Source organism: Microbulbifer variabilis (genome assembly GCF_023716485.1).
GTDB lineage: Bacteria > Pseudomonadota > Gammaproteobacteria > Pseudomonadales > Cellvibrionaceae > Microbulbifer > Microbulbifer variabilis_B.
In genome coordinates, this window is the sequence record NZ_CP092418.1 from 1,851,817 (window position 1) to 1,870,689 (window position 18,873).

Below are 18,873 nucleotides of genomic sequence, written 5' to 3' on the forward strand. Positions count from 1 at the left end.
TCCTTCTTATACTTGCTTGAGAGTGATTGCTAAATAAAATTAGGGACAATGGGGCAGGGCTATTGCTCCAGATTCCGCACGAAAGTATGTTTCCCTGAACCTGGACGCAAACTGTACAACGCGGCCGGGCGACCACGTTCAGTACGTTTTTTACCGGTATTTATCAGAAGATCTGCCTGCTCAATCCTTCTGCGAAAGGACTTTTTTTGCAGTGGCTTGCCGATAATGACTTCGTGCACCTGTTGAAGCTCGGGTAGGGTAAATTTCTTTGGCAGTGCGTAGGCAGGGATAATACTGTAAAGAGCCTTTTGAATAAGACGCTCATGTGCCCTATTAATAATTTTGAGATGGTCAAAGGCCAAGTTCATTTTCTTGACTTTTTCGATAGGCAGCCAGGCGACATCGGAGATGGTTTCTAATTCGCTTTCACAGGCCTGATGAGCGATCAGAGCCGTGTAACAAATGGTTACAGACCAGCCCCGCTGATCTCTGGAGGCGCCACCAAAGGTAGCTAGCTGCTCAACATAAGGGGGAACAACTCCGGTTTTCTCCTTGAGCTTTCGGGTGACCGTATCCTCTAGGGTCTTATCTTCGCTCTCGGAAATGAAACCTCCCGGCAGCGCCCATTTTCCCTGTTCGGGATGATTAGAGCGCTCTACCAGCAAAACTTTGAGTTGACCATCTTGATAAGTAAACAAGACGGCATCTACGGTAAGTAGAGGGGCTTCAAAGTTGCCCTTGTTGTAGGCGGCGAGGAATTCTTTCTCGTTCATTGCTTTACTAAGTGTCAGTTAGTCACTTATGGTGGCTGTCTAATCCTGTATGCTCAAGAGGGTTAGAGGGGTAAACAAATTCTTCTTATCACTTGAATAGAGCAAAATGAGAGGAGAGCTATGTCACGCTGGTTGATAATTACTGGATTGGTCCTGATAGTCGTTGGTATAGCGCTGCACTTTGCCCCCTGGCTATTTAACTGGTTTGGCCGGTTGCCGGGGGATATTCGTATTGAATCTAGCCGCACTCGTTTTTATTTTCCAATTGTCTCGATGATTATTGTCAGCCTGATATTAAGCCTCTTAGTGAATTTTTTCCGCAGATAAATATTCTACTGGTGCAGCAGAATAAAAAAAGGCCGCATGGGGGCGGCCGCAAGGGACTTATAGGAGAGTATGAGAAAAGGAGGGTGCGTTCTCCGCTAGTCAAAAAAGGTCGTCCGTGACCTACCTGATTCAGCCTCTGAAATTGCGCAAAAGCGCAGAGTGATTTGTATTTCAGGGGCTTTGCTGGCCGTGACCAGCGACGACGCTTCCTTGCGTCGTATCAAGCCGGCTATCCACAAATTAGCCGGATTAATAACTTAGAAATCGTACTTAATGGATGCAGAGAAAGTACGGCCCGGAGCAGAGTTTACGTAGATATCACTGTCTTCATCCCAGCCAGCAACATTTAGGTATGGCACATACTCCTTGTCGAGCAGGTTGTTGACGGCCAGGTTGAGAGACATCTGCTCCATCAGCTGGTAGCTCAGACTCCAATCTACAGAGCCATAGCCTGGAGTCCTTGTTTCGCCTTCATTGACATGTTCCATGCGGTCTGCCCAGCGCACTAGTACTTGGCTGGAAAGTTGTGCCACTGTGTAGCTGGCACCAACAACACCAGAAAGCGGGTTGATACTGGTGAGGTATTCGCCAGTGGTATCGTTTTCACCGCGTTGATAGCTGGCATTTGCAAATAGCTCGAATGCTGGAGACAAGTACCAATTTGCGCTCAGCTCCACTCCTTTGATCGTCACTGAGTCGATGTTTTGGTATTGGTATTGCTCAAACACGTGCGAGAAACTGCCATCGTTGTTGAAGAAAGTTTCGCTGTCTATGAGTTCAGTTTGGAGGAAGTCATCATACTCGGTATAGAAGGCGGCAGCGCTGAAGGCGATGGGGCCCAGGTGTCCACGCAGGCCGAGTTCGAAGGAATCGCTGGTTTCTGGAGACAGATCGTCAGCTGGTAATACCTCGTAAGCATAAGTAGAAGTTGGCTGTTTATAGTGCTCGATATATGCCAGATCGTAGGCTGGTACTTTGAAACCCTGGCCGTATTGGATGAAGGCAGACAAGCGAGAGTTGATTTTGTAGAGGGCTCCCAGATTGAAGGAGAGGTTGCTCTCCTCAATCGTGGCAAAAGGAGTACCGTCAGCTTTTTCTGCACCATCGGGGTCCATTTCGTACCAATCGTAGCGTACCCCTGGGGTTACAATCAGCTGTCCATTGGCAAAAGTCATTTCATCGTTCAGGAATAATCCTGCACGGGAGACTGCATTTTCTGGGAACTTTTCTGTTGGGATATTCATTGTGGATGTACCAGCCACTTCGCGGTACTGGAGTAAGGTACGGCGGCTTTCGGTTTTTTCCAGGTCTAGGCCGTATCCCAGCGTGTGGGTCTCGCTCAGAGTCTTGCTGGCATTGGAGAGGAAGCCAATAGTATCTTGGCTATAAAGGCCAGTTTCCCACATATCACGAATTTCAAAAACTCCGAACATAGGGGCGTTGATGTCTAGCTGGCCATACTGTTCATCTTGCTGTTCGGATTCGTTTTTATACAGGCTAATATTCAGCTGGTCAAAGACTGCACTGGGAGTCTCGCTGTGGTAACGCAGTTGGTAAGCGCGGACCTCTTTATCGGAGATCGATTCTTCCTTGACGACGTTGTAGCCGTAATCGGCCAGCCCGCGGAAGTAGTGAAGCAGGCCGTCGGCGCTGTCGCCGGTACTTTCCTGATTCCAATGATCGATGCTGAAACTGACAAAGTCCTCACCGCCAAGGTTGTACTTGGCCTTGTAAAGCAGGCTCTTTGACTCGATTTCGAAGGGGGCTTGGCTCTCGTCGAAATTTTGTTGCTCTTCTCCATCGCGGAAGGTGGTATGCAGTAGTTGTTCAAAGTTGCCGGTGCGCAGAGCCAGGGTAGGGGAGATGTGTGATTGATTGGTAATACCGGTGTATCCGGTTTTGATCGCACCGCCGAATTGCTCTCCGTCCTCTAAGTAGTCGCTGGCATCTTTGGTGGTGAAAACCACGATGCCGGCAAGCGCGTCAGAACCGTATAAAGAAGACGCAGCGCCCTTGGCCACCTCTACCTGTTTCAGGGTATCTATTTCAATAAAGCCGCGGCCCACGATGTCATTTTTACCATTGGCTCCATAGCCTTCGTTAACCCGCATACCGTCTTTGATAATCAGTACCCGGTCGCCACCCATGCCGCGTACCAGGATATTTTGTGCACTGCCGGCGGCGCCTGTTACTTCAACTCCGGGCTCGTATTGGAACAGCTGATTCATATCGTTCAGCTGAAGCTGTTCGATGTCCTCATTGGTGACAACAGAAACACTTCCTGCGACATCTTTCAGCGGCTTTTCCGCGCGGCCGCTGACCACAATCAGTTCCAGGTCGCTGTTGGCTGCTGAACCTGAAGTTTCGGCATGCAGGTTAGCGACGGAAGCCAGGCCCAGTATGGCCGCTGCAATTGGGCGAAGTTTCATGGTGTTGTCCTTGAGGTAATTTCTGTACTTCTGCTCTTGTTGGTCGGCAGTGGTTGGTTGCTCACCACTGTCGCCGATTGAGGGGGATTATAGGGATGATTTTCTTAATGTAAAGCTAAATGCGAATCACTATCAATTAGATTAAATTTGACGTTGATAGGGAGTTCCGTTAGTTTCCGCGGCCATTAATACAGAACGAAAGTGCTGGGCTGAGGAGACTTGCAATGAATATTTCGATAATTGAGAACCTGATGGCCGATGTGGCTGATTTGTTTATGGCCCCGGTATTGCTGGCGATTCTGGTTCTTTTTATCTACGCACTTTACGCAACGGGACGCTTTCTCTCCCTATGGCTGCTGCGCCGCCGCAATGCTGGCACCTACAGCTTGGCCTTAAAGCAAGGTCGGAAAGAGGAGCTGCCCGGCTATCAAGTGCACAACTATTACGTGCGACACCCTTTGGCATGTGATGACGAGTTGGAAGTTTTTGCACTGAAAAAGTTGGAGATGCTGCGTATGGCTACACGCATTGCCCCCATGTTGGGCTTGATCGCCACCATGATCCCGATGGGGCCGGCGTTGCGAGCCTTGGCCAATGGCAATATCCAGGGGATCAGTGAAAACCTGATTATCGCTTTTGCTGCTGTGATCTGGGGTCTCGCAATTTCTACCCTGACCTTCTGGCCGGCCTCGGTAAAGAAGCGTTGGTTTGCTGCTGAGCTAATTAACATTCGCAAATTGAAGGAGGCTGTTTAATGCGCTTCCTGGATGAAGATGAAGAGCTCAACCCGATTTTGAGTGCGGTTAACTTGATTGATGTTTTTCTGGTGATTATTGCCGCACTGCTTATCGCTATCGCACAAAACCCGCTAAACGTGTTTTCCAATGAAAAGGTCACAGTCATCAAAAATGCCGGTGAGCCCAATATGGAAGTCATCGTAAAAGATGGGGAAGAAATTAAGCAGTACAAATCCACCGGTGAAATTGGTTCCGGAGAGGGCACTCGCGCTGGTGTTGCTTACCAGATGGCAGACGGCAGCCTGGTCTATGTACCGGAAGGAAAAGAAGAGTCTGCAAAAGACAAGGCTGTAGGGGGTAAATAGTCATGTTGAAGAAGGTTTGTATGCAATTGGCATACTTCGTCGTAATAGCCTTCACTACGATGATGGTGCAGGCTAACGATAAACCCAAAGTTTTGCTGATGATGTCCAGCCATACCGCGAAAGCCAAGGGGGAGCTGTTATCTGATTTGGCTGCGGACCAGCCGTTTACCCTGGAGATATTTAACAGCAAAGGGAAAAGTGAAGAGCAAATAGCGCAGGCCTGGGGTTCCTCCAGCCTGGTGATGCTTGACGGTATCAATCCGGCACTCTCCCAATTTATGTTTGGAAAATACCAACCTCTGCTAACCCAGTACTCCAAAGTGCCGGTGGTTTCCCTGGGGGATGCCGATAACGCCTCCATGAACCAGGGGCTGACCTCTGAACAGCACAAATCCATCGCTGCGTATTTCAATAATGCTGGGCGTCAGAACTACCGGCATTTGATGCAGTTCCTCTCCGCGGGAGTCTTTGGCCTTACCGAGCTGCCTGTAGCCGATCCTATTATTGTGCCTAAAGTGGGTTTTTATCATCCAAGTCTGCCAAACCTGGTGGCTGACAGTGAAGGGGATTTCTTTAATTGGCTGCAGGTATCCGCAGAGCAGCCGGTTATAGGTTTGGCTATCCATCGCTCAGTCGTGGATTACGAGCAGCAGCAGGTTGTAGATGCCATCTTGGCTGGCCTAGAAGAAAAAGGTGCTAAGGCTTTTGCCTTTTTCTTTGAAGGTGAGGATCTGCCGCTTTCCTATCCGGAGTTACTGCAAGACGAAGCGGGGCAAACGCGTGTTGATCTTATGATCAATTACCGCTCTCTCCATTATGTGAGTAAACGTCGTGCGGAGTTCGAAAAGTTGGGTGTCCCGGTGATTCATGCTCTGAACTATACCGAGGGCAGTGAAGCGGATTATCTTGCCGATAATAGTGGGGTTTCTCCTTCGTTAACTCCATTCTTCTTGGTGATGCCTGAAGACACCGGTAGTATCGATCCGGTAATTGTTGCCGCAAGTGAAGGTGGCAATAAGGTTGTAATGACAGACCAGCTCGATGCATTGGTGGAACGCGCCTGGAGTCACGCCTCTCTTGGCTACAAAAAAAACAACCAGAAAAAAGTGGCTACCTTTATCTGGAACTACCCTCCCGGTGAGAAGAATATTGGTGCGGCCTTCCTCGATGTCCCTTCTTCTATTGAGTCTATCGCCAAAGCCATGGAGGAGCGTGGCTATCAAATAGAACAGCAGGACTCCAAGACCCTGATCGCCTGGGCAGGCCAATTGCTGCGCCCTTACTATCGCCGTGAAGACAGGGTGGCACTGATTGATAAAGGTTTGGCGGACTGGATGCCACTTTCCACCTATGTCGATTGGTTTAATCGTTTGCCGGCCTCTGTGCGTGATCCCATTGTGGAGCGGTGGGGTAAGCCGGAAGATAACGCCATGTTGGCAGATTATGATGGTGAGCGGGCTTTCGTTATCCCACGCATGACATTGGGTAACCTGATTGTCCTGCCACAAGGGGTGCGCGCGGATAATGCCAAAGATCACGCCTCCCTCTACCACGATATGAAAACACCGGTAAATCATGCCTACCTGGCGGTTTATCTCTACGCGCGCAAAACTTTCGGGGCAGATGCCTATATTCACTTGGGAACACATGGTTCCCAGGAATGGTTAACCGGTAAGGAGCGCGGGCTCTCTGTGTTCGACGCCCCAAATTTGGCTCTGGGTAATATCCCGGTATTTTATCCCTACATTATTGATAATGTAGGTGAAGCTATGCAGGCCAAGCGTCGCGGACGTGCGACGATGATCAGCCATTTAACACCAGGCTTCGCTAAAGCGGGTCTTTATGCCGAAGTGGCAGAACTCTCTGAGTTGATTGGTAATTACTTGATTCTGGAAGAAGGGCAAACCCGGCTGAATACCCAGGAGCGTATTATCACCCTGGCGGACAAGCTGAATATGCTCAAGGATCTGGAAATCAGCGCTGAAACCCTGCAAGCTGATTTCGATGGCCAGCTCAGTCGTCTTCAGGACCACTTGGCCCAACTGGCTGAAATGAGCCAACCACTGGGTATCCATCGTTTTGGTCAGCTGCCCAAGTCAGAGCATCTCACCAGCACCATGCTACAAATGCTGGGTGAAAACTATATTTCAGCTGCTGGCCAATATGAGAAGGAGCAGGGCCTGGCTTTGCCGGCGGAGCAGCTGCTGGATGAACGCAATGTAGTCGCCTTAGAAGCACAGCCGGGTTATCAGCTGTTAAATGCCTACCTGGCTGGCCACCAATTGCCGGAACTTTCTGAAGAGCTGCAAAATCACCTCCAGCAGTGTCGGGAGTATGCCGATAACTTTGCCGGTATCGCCGAGCTACAAAACTTGATGTTGGCGCTTGACGGTGAGTACATTCCGGTGAGCTATGGGGGTGACCCTATTCGTAATCCGCAGGCAGTGCCTACCGGTCGCAACCTGATTGGATTCAACCCGGCTAAGGTGCCATCCAAGGAGGCTTATGAGGCCGGTGTTCAACTGATGGAGCAGACCATTGCCGACTATCGGGAAAAACATGGCCGTTTCCCGAATAAGCTGGCATTTTCCCTTTGGTCCCTGGAGACGATGCGCCACCAAGGTGCGTTGGAAGCACAAATACTGCATGCGCTGGGTCTCAAGCCCAAATGGAATCAGCAGGGCAATGTTACTGGAACTGAGGTGATTCCCTATTCAGAGTTAAAGCGCCCTCGTATCGATGTGGTGATCTCTGCTACTGGTCTTTACCGCGATGCTTTCCCTAATGTGATGCTGTGGCTGGCGGAAGCCATCGATAAAGTGGCGCAGATGAAGGAGGAGAACAACTTTGTCTATCGCCACAGTCAGGCCTTATTAAAGCAATTAAAGGAAGAAGGCAGTTCCGAAGAAGATGCGCGCTATCTTTCCTCTGTACGCATTTTCTCCAATGAAAGTGGCAATTATGGTACCGGCCTGAATGGTGCCAGCCTGGCTTCCGACAGCTGGGAGACAGACGATAAACTAGCCGATCTGTATATGCGCCGCATGGGCTTTGCCTATGGTAAGGATGAATCCCGTTGGAGCGATGACCAGCGCAATGTTGCACTTTATAGCAAGGTGCTTTCCGGTACCGATGGAGTGATATTCTCGCGCTCCACCAATCTCTACGCAATGATGACTAATGATGACCCTTTCCAGTATTTTGGTGGTATGGGGCTTGCGGTGCGCAATCTCGACGGTAAGACACCCGAAATGTATGTCTCCAACTTGCGTCGCAAGGACAACATTAAGACCCAGACCCTGGGAGAATTTGTCAATCAGGAAATGCGTAGCCGTTATTTCCATCCCCGTTGGATTGAGGCGATGCAGGAATCCGGCTATGCCGGCGCAACGGCAATCCTGGATCGCATGAACAACATGTGGGGCTGGGAGGTGATGACTCCGGAAACCATCCGTGACGACCAATGGCAGGAGATGTTTGAGGTTTACGTGGAGGATAAATACCAAATGGATATGCGTGAGTTCTTTGAGGAGCACAATGCGGAAGCCCTGGCGCAAATGCTGGAGCGCATGCTGGAGGCTGTGCGCAAAGGCTACTGGCCTGCCGATGCAGAAACGCTAAGGAAAATGGTGGAGACTTACACCGAGCTCGCCAACCAGCACGACGTAGCAACAGACAATGAGAAATTTAGTGACTTTGTGAATCAGCAGGCCCTTGGATTTGGTCTTGCCCCGCTTGTGAGTGGCCAGACGGTAGATAATGTCGCTGCCAGCGCTCCCGCGTCTCAGCAAGTTAGTGGGCAGAAACTAGAACAAGTAAAAGAGCCCACAGCTCAGGACAAGCCCCGGGACTTCTTGTGGTTTTTACTGTTGGTAATTGTTATCACTGGATTTATTAGCGTATTTTTTGAGCGCTTTTTTGAGGGGGGAGGGCAGCGAGTGACCCATATCTAGGCATTGGGGATTACCCTTGGCAATAAAAGCCAATCCTAAAGTCACTTTTTGATCAGTTAAGGCCAGCAACTCTTACCAGCGTTGCTGGCTTTTTCTTTTTTGGCAGAAAAAATTTTGAGCTAATGTTGTTGTTATTTTTCAGGAACCTGTCGATATTTTTTCGTATCCAGCAGGTAAAGTCAGAGAACACTCACAGGCTACCCGTACAGGAATGACATTTTTGTGAAATAATTCTGAAAAATTAATTGCGTGGAAATTAGCATTAAGCGTCTCAGCATAGTGGTCCATGTTAGGAAAGGTTAAGTCTCGGTTTTGCTGTAGCTCATTAAGTAATCAGCACCATTGAGATTTTTTCTGAGCTAGCATAAATATTTTGCAGTGAGAAGCTAATGAGAAAAATAATTCCACTGATTGCTCTCCTTTGTGCGGGAGGGTATTTTTTCTGGGCAAAGAGTCATACAGATAGCCCACAACCGATTACTGAAAAACCAGTCTCACCTCCCTCCAAGAAAATTGTTCCAACTGAAACTAAATCTACAGAAGAAGTGGTAGTGATGCCTTCCGCCCAAGAGCAAGAGGCGAACCCTGATAGTGCCTTGATGTGGGCAGAATCGGATGTCGCAAGGCAGGTTTTACATGAGTCAGGACGCTTGCCGCTTGATTTAAATGGAGAGACATATCTTGAGATTGATGTAGAGGCTCTGAAGAATTTATCTATTGGAGACTATGTTGATATAGAAATGCCTGGGGTGAAGGGAAATTACGATGCTCAGGTGGATAAAGTCCAGGAGCATGCCAGTGGGAATAAAAGTGTACAAATGAACCTGCCTGGTTATGGTAGCGTGTATTTTGTAAATTTCACAATTGGCAAAAACTCGGTATATGGTAATTTAACATTGCCTTCAGGCTCATACTCCCTAGAGGCGCAGGGAAATTATGCTTGGGTGGCTTCGAAAAAAGATTTAACCAGGAGTCACTTGGAGGAAGAGGTAAAATTAAAGTAAGAATTTATCTAATGTTGGGGTAGGAGTTTTCTGACCTGGCTAGCAGCAAAGGGAGTGCTGCTTGAAGTGCCTGTTACTGACAGAAGCGATTGCTTTTACAGGTGGAAAAGAGAGTAGGGAGTAATCTATTTTCCAGTTAAGGCGAGTGCATTTTGTGATTTGATCAGTTTGACCAAATATGTAACCGGTTTCATTGGTTGGATCACAAAGGTTGGGGTAAATAATTTAATAATAAAAGGAACTGCTATGAAGCTAAGAAACAGTTTGGCTGCCGCTATAACGGCTCTTACCATCTCTGGGGCGGCAAGTGCGGAGACGATAAAAATTGCGGTTTGGTATACCGACCCTGCGGCTCAGTATACTGGTGATATTTCCGTAATGGTTGATAATCTGATCAGTACTTCTAACCGTATTTACGAGAATAATGGCCTGGATATTCAGCTGGAATTGGTAGACTCAAGAGAGTATTCCAAGGAGGACCTCCTCATTAATGGAGACAACCTCAATGAATTTTCTGGCTTAACTGAGTACTTTGCCGAGGATAGTACGCCGACCTACGCTGAAATTACGCAAGTTGCTCCCGGCCCAGTTGGGGTGCAGCGTCAACTTTTTGAAGCCGACATGGTTGCTCTGTTAGGCAAGGGCGAAGAAGTTTGGGAAGATGGACGCTTTCTTGGTACCCGCTGTGGAGTAGCCTGGGGCGGAATAGGTAGTAACGGTGTAATGGATCCTAGTGCCAAGCGCTTGGCCTATAGTTTGACTGCAGTTGATTGTGGGGGTACTGATCTTACATTTATTCATGAGCTGGGCCACAACATGGGGCTGACTCATTCTCGCCAACAAGGTGATACCAGTGGTTATGTTTACCGTTGGGGACTTGGTTACGGTGTAAATAACAGTTTCTCCACTATTATGGCGTATCCATCTGCATTTGGAAGCGCTGAAAGACTGGATACATTTTCTGATCCAGGCAAAATCTGCAACGGGTTACCGTGTGGCGAGAGAAATCGGGCTGATGCTCATAGAGCATTGGAGCCGATTATTGATGATGTAGCTGGCTATTATTAATCTACTTTTACTCTCTTGATTTGTTGAGAAGTTATTGACTGTTAACTCCATTGTTTTGGGGAGGGCTTTGCCCTCCCTTTTTTTGTTCTTTAACTTTTGGGTTGACTTGTTCTGCAGGTGTCTTTTTTATCTTTTGGTGTAATTTATCGCATCCTTTTTTTTGGTTATAGCTTTATAACCATTTAAGTTCCTCAAGTGGATGAACTTCTCAATATTTTTAAGGACTTATATTTGTTGGTTGCGATGAGGTTTGCAGTTTTTTATGATTTTGTTGTCGTCTTCAGTTGCGATCATTTTTTTATTTTCTTATCTGTGAAGTGTTTTAAAAAAAATATTTTGAGGTCCTGATACCATTCTTCGTCTGAGTCTGGGCGATGGCGAGAATGTCTGGAAGTAACCTTTTCTGGTTGATGTTGCGAGAAAAAATTTTCTTCTGAAGCTTGGGGGTTTCGGGAGTGTTATTTTAATAAATGAATGTTGGGGTAGTGAGCTGTGAAGAAGTTGATAATTCCTGTTTTGGTGATCTTGCTAGGGGCTGGATATTATTTTTGGTCTAAAGGGCAGTCTAATACTGAAAGACAGGTCGCAAAAATTCCAGAGCCTAAACTGGCTATTGATAGGTTTCCTGTAGAAGACTCTTTGGATGAAGTTGTTGAAGGTGAGGCATCTGCAATGGATGAGCCTTTGGAAGAAGTTGAAAATATTCTTTGGGAAGAGTCAGAGTTAGCCAAGCAGGTACTTCATGAAAATGGTCGCCTACCAAAAGATCTCAAGGGTGAAACTTATCTTGAGCTTAACGTGGATATGTTAAGGAATTTAGAGATAGGCGAATATGTTGATATGGATCTTCCTGGAGTGGAAGGTGACTACGATGCTCAGGTGGGAAGTATTCAACAGCACGCGAGTGGAAACAAAAGCTTGGAATTAAACTTTCCGGGGCATGCACGCCTCTTTGGGGCCACAATAACGCTAGGAAAGGATGTGGTTTATGCTCAGCTGAACCTGCCATCGGGCTCTTACACTATGGAGGCACAAGATGGTTTTGCATGGATTGCGCCTAATGGGGCTTTAATTCAGGGTCATGTAGAAAACGGTGATCTACGTAGAAAACCATCGTCCCAAGGTAAGAAATTAGAAGGCGGCGATCTTTTAGTTGAAGATGAGCTGTAAAGAATCTAAAGATGAGGGATGCATAGTTTCAAATCTTTAGGTCGACAAGGGATGTGTCTATAGGTAACCCGTAAATATTAAGAGTTTATTTTCTCGATAGGTTGGAAAAAAAGGATGGTTTCTTTGCGGGTTAGGGTGCAAAAGCATGTCATGTTGGCAGTTGATCAATTTTTGCAGCTGCCAAAAAAGTACATGCATTAATTATATAAAAAAAAGGAAGACTACAATGAGTCTCAAAAAAAGTTTAGCTGCTGCCGTTGCAGCTGCTGCAGTTTCCGGTTTTGCACAGGCTGAAACTGTTGATGTAGGCATTGTATATACAGATCAAGCGGCAGCTTATACTGGCGATATTTCTGCAAAAATTGATCAGTATATTGCTTATGCCAATAATTCTTTTAAAAATAACCTTGTTGATATTCAGCTAAACTTGGTAGGTACAGCGAGAACCTCCACAGATCGCCGCCCTACAGAAAGTGACATCGATACTATCACCGCGAGTAGCAGCTACCAGAACTGGCGTGCTTCAAAAAAAGCGGACATGATCATTTTGTTGGGCATGGCCGAAACTGATGGTCGTTATACCACTTGTGGTATCGCCTGGGTTGGTCAAGGTAGCAATGGCACAATGTATGCTTCTACCCGTGATCAAGCTTATAGCATCACTGCCGTAGACTGTGGCTACAACACTTTCGTTCATGAGCTTGGCCACAATATGGGCCTGAGTCACTCTACTGCTCAGCAAGGTACTCCTGGCGTGTACTCCTATGGCTATGGCCATGGTGTACAAAATAGGTTTACCACGATTATGGCTTATCCGCATGTATTCGGTACTACAACCCAGTTTGATATTTTCTCAGATCCGGATTGGGTAGCCTGTGATGGTTTACCTTGTGGTGAAAGAAGAAATGGTGTTGATATCTCAAACGCGTACCGCGCAATTGGCCCGATCGTAGATGATATTGCAGGTTATTACTAATAACTCGCTGTATCTATATGATCAAAGCAAGCCGTCATTTTATATTTAGTGGCAGTTGCTTGCACCTCTAGTCTTTGACTAGAAAAAAGCCGGGGTTTTCTCCGGCTTTTTAGTTTGACGACTGTTAGTCGCTAAAATTACGCGGATACCACTTAAGCTATACACGTCTGGAGCAGGCAATCTTTAAACTTATTGAAAAAAGCGAATACTGAGTGGGTAGCGCCAAAAAACGCCCTCATTGGCTCGGATGGCCCCAATAAGAATAAAAGCTACATTGATTAAAGCGAGCACGATCAACCCCAAAAGACCTACGCCGAGAACGATAAGAATAGTACTCACAATAGAGTAAATAAACAGGCTGATCATCCAGTTGAAAATCATCTTTCCATGCCTGTCAATCTCTGGAACCTGATCTTTTGTGGTTGCCCACATAATGACTGGTAATACAAAGCCTGCACCAGGAATAATAATCCAGGCCAGTTGACTCAGGTGTAGGAGCATTAGAAACGTATTTCTATCTAGTCCCCATGGTTTATAGCTATCCATAAATGCCTTCTCTTGCGATTTTACGTTTCATGTAAACTTTAATATGGCTGAATTTCACCCGGCTAGCGTTCTGTTGCTAGGCGAGCGGCAAGGCCAAGGAAAATAGCCCCCAGGATGCCCTCCGAATGTCGAGTAAATGCTGCAGGCTGTTTAAATACGTGTCCCAACCGGCTAAATGAAAGAGAAAATATTGTATTGACTATGAGGGCTGTGGTACTGAGCAGAATGCCAAGAAGTAATATTTGGGGCGTAAGGGGCTCTGTACTTGTGGTGAACTGCGGTAAGAACAAGCTAAAAAATAAAAGCGCCTTCGGGTTCATTAAATTATTAATCAGGCCTCTACTGACGAGCTGCCAAGGAGTTAGCCTTTCTGTTACAGGTTTAGTGTTCTGAACAGAGAGGTTGGCGCGCCAGCTACGCAATAGATTAAATCCAAGCCAGGCAAGATAGAGGGCTCCGACAGTTTTTACTACTATGGCGACCAATGGCATGGCCTGCATTATTTGGCCGAGGCCAAATGCGACGAGTAGCGTTTGAATAAGTCCTGCAATGAAAATCCCCAAACCGATTAAAAATCCAGCCAAAAAACCTCTTGTGGCGGAGTAGGTCGATATCAATACTAAATCTGGACCTGGTGAGATGGCCAATAGGGCAGATGCACCAAGGAAGGCGGTCAAAATATGAATCTCGGGCACAAAGAAAGCTCCTAGGGGACTTGTAGCTGGGGGATTATAACCCTGGGATCAGTACTTCCCCTGAAAAGTAATGTCATGTTATGAGGAAATGCAAATTGTACTTTTGCTTTAGATGATGCAGCGTAATTATCTGGAGAGGAAGGTTATTGGTGAGATAATCAGAGTCTTGGGTTTAAGTCAGAAAATGAGTCTTTATTAAGAGTATTTATTTGTGAGTCTCTTGGTTGTAAAGGGGTATTCACCTTTTTCGAAAGCAGGCTAGGGTTGATAGTGTAACCTTAAGTTTATTTGGATCTTCGCACAATCAACCCCGCCTCTGCTTCTCAGTAGGCCCCTACTGCTCCTGTATCATTTCCACTGGGCCATGATCATCACAGTGATCACCGTGTACATGATGCAGGTGTCCATCTACCAGATAATCGACGTGATCTCCATGGGGAATACGTTCGTGTCCGCAGTTTTCCCCATGGACATGAGTGGCGTGTGTGCTGGTAGTGATAGGATTGCAGCTCGCGGGATTTTTGCTGCTGACTTCCAGCACGTGCTCATCATAGTGGCCATGGTGGGGATGGTGTAGATGGCCATTGTGCAAATAACAAACATGGTCTCCATGCCGTATAGCGGCATGCCCGCAGTGGGGGCCGTGCTTATGGGAGTGGTTGTCCGCCTGATGACATGAAGAACTGGTCATTTTGAGCCCTCAATGGTGGCACTGAACTTCTAAATACATCCTTGTCAGCTACATCAAGGATTCCTTCCGTGTATTCACATAATTCTACTTTAGAAACGCATTGGCCCCTTTCAAAGCAATAAATACGTCTTAAAGTCTGTGGCAGCGTCTGCTCACTTCACCGGGAGGATGTCTGGCGGAATCTTACTTCCTTAGCAAATATGACCAAATACAGGAAATAGCCACAAATTACCCTGCCAACCGCATTGCAATCGATTGCAATCCTGCTTTATAGTTGTTCCAAAGTGTCGTCTCACAGGACGGGTACATAAATTGCAATCGTTTGCATTGGCGTGTGCCAGACACATCTCAAAATCCAATAAGAATGACGATGAGAGGGAAGTTTTAATGAAGAAGAATCCTCTAGCGCTGGCTATACCTCTTGGGGCCATGCAGCTGGGCTTCTGGGGCTATGCCACAGCTCAGGAAGCCACTTCACCATTGGCGTCTGAAGATAGGGTGATTGAGGAAGTGATCACCACGGGAACCCCAGGTGGTGCCGGTATAAAAAAGCTGGATGCGAGCTTTTCAATCACAACCCTGAGTGACGATGAAATCGGTAAAGCCTCCCCGTCTAGCACTGCAGATTTGCTGAAGTCTATCCCAGGTCTTTGGGTTGAAAGCTCTGGCGGCGTATCTGGTGCAAACATTGATGTACGGGGATTTCCGGGCGGCAGTGACGCTCCGTTTGTGACGGTCTCTATGAATGGCTTGCCACTTTACCCGGCACCGACTCTTTCTTTCATGGAAAACTCCTCTCTATTCCGTGTGGATGAGACGATCCAGCGTGTAGAAGGCCTGCGCGGTGGCCCTAATCCGGTCTACTCTAACGGCCAGCCGGGTCTCACGACCAATTTCATTTTGAAAGAGGGGACCGAAGAAACCGAGGGTCGCTTTAAATACACCACTTCGGACTATGACCTTCAAAGGGCTGATGCCCTTCTGACCGGGAAGCTCAGCGAAGATGTGTACTACATGATGGGTGGGTATGTGAGTTCTTCTCCCGGTATTCGCGATGCCGGTTTTGATGCGGAAGAAGGTCACCAGTTCACCTTGCACCTGACTAAAGAGATGGACAACGGCAAAGCCGGTTTCTACGTACGAGATACTAAAGATACTGGCACCTGGTATCTGCCAAATGCTTCCTTCCTGGCAACTGACTACACCCAAGTGGGTCCCAGCAATCGCAAAGTTTCAGTGCCCATTTCCCAGGCCGACGGAAATGGTGGCTCTGAAACGCGCTGGGAAACTTTTGATATGGGAGAAGGCCGTGGTTGGGACGGCAGCGTATCTGGCGCCTACCTTGAGCTGGACCTGGGTAATGGCTGGAGCCTTACTGAGCGTTTTGGTTTGACCAGTGGTAATGCTGATACTTTAGGTTTTGTACCCAATGGTCGCCCGGTATTACCTAGTGAGTTGCGATACGACGATGGTACAAGCGTGACTTCAGCTACTACCGTGTCTGGGGCTGAGGTCAGTAATGAAACTTTGTTGCAGCAATTCGGTGCTTGGGTAGTACGAAAAGATATTGAGGCAACGACCAACGATATCAGCCTAGCCAAAGAGTGGGATGACTTTAAGGTAACCGCAGGCTATTACACTTCTAGTTGGGAAGTTGATGAGTGGTGGAGTCTTGGAAACCAAGCGTACTATGTACTTGGTCATGATGGTGAGCAAGTTGCTGGCGATATTTCTTGTGATGATAAAGAACTCGACCCAGTTCTCTGTTGGAGCCATGATCTTGAAGCGATAGGTGATGCCCGAGAAAACGCATTCTACATTGCTGGTGAGTTTTACCTGGGCGATTTCACTTTTGATTTGGGTGTGCGCTCTGCAAATCGTGAAACTAACTACTCAGTAGATGAAGGTGTTCGTGATGGTATTTTTAACACCTATAAGGCGGATGAAGAGGGTACTGCCTATACAGCTGCAGTAGATTGGGCCTTCGCTGAGAATATGGGGGCTTTCTTCCGTATAAATTCAGGCTTCAAATTCGCGGACTTTGATAATTATCGCGAGTTTGGCGAGAGCTTCCGCGCGGGTTCCGATCTGATTATCGATATTGACCAATATGAGCTGGGCTACAAGCTGCAGGATCAAGACTACTCGCTGTTTGCCACCCTTTTCTACAATGAAACCCAGGGAATGCCTGATTGCATTATTGGTAGCACCACATGCGCTCGCCTGGAAACAGAGGCGTTGGGCCTTGAGCTTGATGGCAAGGCCCACTGGGGTGACTTCACTTTGGGCCTGAATGCAACTTTGCAGAAGCCAGAAATCACCCGCGGTGACTTTAAAGGTAATCAAGTGATGCGCCAGCCCGAGTACCAAGTACGCCTAAGCCAGAACTATGATTTCACGATCAGCAATATTGATATGGCGATGTTTGGTGGAGTAAGCCGAGTGGGTGATCGTTTCAATGACAGTAAAAACTCGGTGACGCTGCCGGGTTATACCAAAGTGGATTTTGGAGCAGTGGCCTACTTAAACGATATTACCGTTCAGCTTGCACTGGATAACCTCACCGATGAGGAGGGTATCACCGAGGGAGACCCAAGGGATCCTCAGGCAACCAATGTTCGTTATATCCTGCCGCGCAATATCAAGTTAAGCATCGCTTACGACTTCTAGTTTGACTCAAACCTCTCCCGCAGGTTTTATGAGCTTTGCCGCACAATTTCTATTGTGCGGCTTTTTTATGCCTTCTTGCCACTTGTCCTTAAAATGCTCGACTTGGTCAAATTTTCAGCATTATTAAGATTGATTATTGTCCCTATCAATTAACGAGCCTCTTATAAAGTAAATATTATAGTGATTTCCCTGGCAAAGGTTTTCTGGGATAGTGCTTGTAGATGTTGCTGGCTAAATTGGTAAGTTGTACGAGTTGTTCTTTCGGCAGGTATATTTTTCAGTTAAATATGCAGCATTAAGAGCTACGTCTGTGTCGGGTAAATAGTGTTATTTGATTTAGGTGAATGAGGGACAGGAGTTACTGGTTTGACAATGTTTTGGGTGCCGATACTCACCGTAGATATTATGTAAGCTATAAATTCCAAGGAAGATTATGAAAATTTATACCGCATTTTTACTCAGTGTTCTTTGTAGCTCAGTTTGGGCGCAAGATGAGCATAAATATGAGTTTGTTACCATTGGAAGGAATACAATATCCTATCTTTGTAAAGAGGAGGGTGAGGGTAAAAAAGTAGTATTGATGGTTTCAGGTATGGGGTTAGATGCGCATAGTACCTATAAAAATACCTTTCATAAATTCTCTTCTAATGATTTTATGCTTTGTATCTACGATCGGCCTGGAGTTGGAAAAAGTGCTCATGCCGTTCCAAAAGTTAGATCGATGGATGTGCTTTCTGCTGAGCTTGAGGCTTTTGTGGAGTTTAAAAAATGGGACTCCGTAGTTCTTGTGGCCCACTCATTTGGTGGTTTAGTAGCAAGGGCATTTGCAAGTGAAAACCCCAGCAGGGTGTCTGCCCTTCTATTTGTGGATGCAGCCCATGAATCCTGGTACAGAAACCTGAAGTCTTCTTTATCCAAGGAGGGATGGGCAACGATGCAGTGGATTATGGAGTGGGAAAAGGAAAAGCATTCCTTCGAAGATTTTGCAGAGTCTGCATCAAAACCAGAGCGTTATGAGTTAAAGAAAGAGATTCCAATCACGGTTATGAGTAGAGGGTTGCCACATACCGCAATTCGTCAGACTAAAATGAGTTATGCAGATGTAGACGTTTACAACAGGACTTGGGATCAGTCGCAAATTGAACTCACCAAGATTAGTGACAACGCCAAGCATGTAATTATGAAATACTCCTCGCATCTGTACGATAAAACCGATCCGTGGATTGTACTTGAAGAACTGAATCAACTTTTATCTAAAGTTAAGCCTTCCCCTGAAGAAGGCCTGGGACGTAGGACATCAAACTAAAGTTTGATGATATTAAAGAGTCCCGAGCTCAATTTTAGTGAGAATTTTTATTTTTATAAATGTGTTCAGGGTTGATCTGGTAATGTGTTGTCCCTAAAAAGGGTAATGGTCAAATTAAGCCTGAACCAATAGGTGGGACGGTTTTCATGGTACGGGCTTAATA

At 46.8% G+C, this 18,873-nt stretch carries 15 protein-coding genes; 10 read left to right on the forward strand and 5 right to left on the reverse strand.

The window, feature by feature from the left end; genetic code table 11:
- Positions 1–59 precede the first annotated feature (59 nt).
- A complete protein-coding gene (locus MJO52_RS08390) occupies positions 60–773 on the reverse strand; it encodes an NUDIX hydrolase (protein WP_252085487.1) in 714 nt (237 codons plus the stop codon).
- A 120-nt stretch (positions 774–893) separates the two neighbouring features.
- Here MJO52_RS08390 and MJO52_RS08395 point away from each other — a divergent pair, with 120 nt between their 5' ends.
- Positions 894–1,100, forward strand: coding sequence for a DUF2905 domain-containing protein (locus MJO52_RS08395; RefSeq protein WP_252085488.1), 207 nt, complete (start codon positions 894–896; stop codon positions 1,098–1,100).
- Positions 1,101–1,357: 257 nt separating this feature from the next.
- Here the strand turns inward: MJO52_RS08395 and MJO52_RS08400 are convergent, their stop codons facing one another.
- Positions 1,358–3,529 (reverse strand): TonB-dependent hemoglobin/transferrin/lactoferrin family receptor, encoded by a 2,172-nt coding sequence (locus tag MJO52_RS08400; protein ID WP_252085489.1) that lies wholly within the window; start codon positions 3,527–3,529, stop codon positions 1,358–1,360.
- 224 nt (positions 3,530–3,753) lie between these two features.
- On the opposite strand from MJO52_RS08400, the gene MJO52_RS08405 reads away from it, so the two are divergent.
- The 7 genes from MJO52_RS08405 to MJO52_RS08435 all read left to right on the forward strand — a co-directional run bounded on the left by MJO52_RS08405 (position 3,754) and on the right by MJO52_RS08435 (position 12,802).
- The gene (locus MJO52_RS08405) at positions 3,754–4,284 is read left to right on the forward strand and encodes a MotA/TolQ/ExbB proton channel family protein (RefSeq protein WP_252085490.1); all 531 of its coding nucleotides are present in this window, start codon (positions 3,754–3,756) and stop codon (positions 4,282–4,284) included.
- Positions 4,284–4,631, forward strand: coding sequence for a DUF2149 domain-containing protein (locus MJO52_RS08410; protein WP_020414951.1), 348 nt, complete (start codon positions 4,284–4,286; stop codon positions 4,629–4,631). Before MJO52_RS08405 ends, MJO52_RS08410 begins: the two co-directional genes overlap by 1 nt.
- Positions 4,632–4,651: 20 nt before the next feature.
- Positions 4,652–8,584: a cobaltochelatase subunit CobN gene (gene cobN / locus MJO52_RS08415; protein ID WP_252085491.1), complete on the forward strand. Its 3,933-nt coding sequence runs from the start codon at positions 4,652–4,654 to the stop codon at positions 8,582–8,584.
- 389 nt (positions 8,585–8,973) lie between these two features.
- Positions 8,974–9,588: a hypothetical protein gene (locus MJO52_RS08420; protein ID WP_252085492.1), complete on the forward strand. Its 615-nt coding sequence runs from the start codon at positions 8,974–8,976 to the stop codon at positions 9,586–9,588.
- A 246-nt stretch (positions 9,589–9,834) separates the two neighbouring features.
- On the forward strand, positions 9,835–10,656 hold the full coding sequence (locus tag MJO52_RS08425; protein WP_252085493.1) for a zinc-dependent metalloprotease family protein: 822 nt from the start codon (positions 9,835–9,837) through the stop codon (positions 10,654–10,656).
- Positions 10,657–11,148: 492 nt separating this feature from the next.
- Positions 11,149–11,826 (forward strand): hypothetical protein, encoded by a 678-nt coding sequence (locus tag MJO52_RS08430; protein WP_252085494.1) that lies wholly within the window; start codon positions 11,149–11,151, stop codon positions 11,824–11,826.
- 226 nt (positions 11,827–12,052) lie between these two features.
- On the forward strand, positions 12,053–12,802 hold the full coding sequence (locus MJO52_RS08435; RefSeq protein WP_252085495.1) for a M12 family metallo-peptidase: 750 nt from the start codon (positions 12,053–12,055) through the stop codon (positions 12,800–12,802).
- A 189-nt stretch (positions 12,803–12,991) separates the two neighbouring features.
- Here the strand turns inward: MJO52_RS08435 and MJO52_RS08440 are convergent, their stop codons facing one another.
- The 3 genes from MJO52_RS08440 to MJO52_RS08450 form a co-directional block, all read right to left on the reverse strand.
- Positions 12,992–13,348 carry a DUF4870 domain-containing protein gene (locus MJO52_RS08440; RefSeq protein ID WP_252085496.1) on the reverse strand — a complete coding sequence of 119 codons (357 nt, stop codon included), beginning with the start codon at positions 13,346–13,348 and terminating at the stop codon, positions 12,992–12,994.
- 62 nt (positions 13,349–13,410) lie between these two features.
- Positions 13,411–14,043: a LysE family translocator gene (locus MJO52_RS08445; protein WP_252085497.1), complete on the reverse strand. Its 633-nt coding sequence runs from the start codon at positions 14,041–14,043 to the stop codon at positions 13,411–13,413.
- A 334-nt stretch (positions 14,044–14,377) separates the two neighbouring features.
- Positions 14,378–14,734, reverse strand: a complete 357-nt coding sequence (locus MJO52_RS08450; RefSeq protein ID WP_252085498.1) for a hypothetical protein — start codon at positions 14,732–14,734, stop codon at positions 14,378–14,380.
- A 387-nt stretch (positions 14,735–15,121) separates the two neighbouring features.
- On the opposite strand from MJO52_RS08450, the gene MJO52_RS08455 reads away from it, so the two are divergent.
- The gene (locus tag MJO52_RS08455; RefSeq protein ID WP_252085499.1) at positions 15,122–17,404 is read left to right on the forward strand and encodes a TonB-dependent receptor; all 2,283 of its coding nucleotides are present in this window, start codon (positions 15,122–15,124) and stop codon (positions 17,402–17,404) included.
- Between the two features lie 433 nt (positions 17,405–17,837).
- Positions 17,838–18,710, forward strand: coding sequence for an alpha/beta fold hydrolase (locus MJO52_RS08460; RefSeq protein ID WP_252085500.1), 873 nt, complete (start codon positions 17,838–17,840; stop codon positions 18,708–18,710).
- Positions 18,711–18,873 lie beyond the last annotated feature (163 nt).

Excerpts from the sequence above, each read along its gene's own strand:
- MJO52_RS08455 (WP_252085499.1), top strand. The coding sequence starts at position 15,122 with ATGAAGAAGAATCCTCTAGCGCTGGCTATACCTCTTGGGGCCATGCAG.
- MJO52_RS08440 (WP_252085496.1), bottom strand. The coding sequence starts at position 13,348 with ATGGATAGCTATAAACCATGGGGACTAGATAGAAATACGTTTCTAATG.
- MJO52_RS08405 (WP_252085490.1), top strand. The coding sequence starts at position 3,754 with ATGAATATTTCGATAATTGAGAACCTGATGGCCGATGTGGCTGATTTG.
- MJO52_RS08460 (WP_252085500.1), top strand. The coding sequence starts at position 17,838 with ATGAAAATTTATACCGCATTTTTACTCAGTGTTCTTTGTAGCTCAGTT.
- MJO52_RS08390 (WP_252085487.1), bottom strand. The coding sequence starts at position 773 with ATGAACGAGAAAGAATTCCTCGCCGCCTACAACAAGGGCAACTTTGAA.
- cobN (WP_252085491.1), top strand. The coding sequence starts at position 4,652 with ATGCAATTGGCATACTTCGTCGTAATAGCCTTCACTACGATGATGGTG.
- MJO52_RS08420 (WP_252085492.1), top strand. The coding sequence starts at position 8,974 with ATGAGAAAAATAATTCCACTGATTGCTCTCCTTTGTGCGGGAGGGTAT.
- MJO52_RS08425 (WP_252085493.1), top strand. The coding sequence starts at position 9,835 with ATGAAGCTAAGAAACAGTTTGGCTGCCGCTATAACGGCTCTTACCATC.
- MJO52_RS08450 (WP_252085498.1), bottom strand. The coding sequence starts at position 14,734 with ATGACCAGTTCTTCATGTCATCAGGCGGACAACCACTCCCATAAGCAC.
- MJO52_RS08435 (WP_252085495.1), top strand. The coding sequence starts at position 12,053 with ATGAGTCTCAAAAAAAGTTTAGCTGCTGCCGTTGCAGCTGCTGCAGTT.
- MJO52_RS08395 (WP_252085488.1), top strand. The coding sequence starts at position 894 with ATGTCACGCTGGTTGATAATTACTGGATTGGTCCTGATAGTCGTTGGT.
- MJO52_RS08400 (WP_252085489.1), bottom strand. The coding sequence starts at position 3,529 with ATGAAACTTCGCCCAATTGCAGCGGCCATACTGGGCCTGGCTTCCGTC.
- MJO52_RS08410 (WP_020414951.1), top strand. The coding sequence starts at position 4,284 with ATGCGCTTCCTGGATGAAGATGAAGAGCTCAACCCGATTTTGAGTGCG.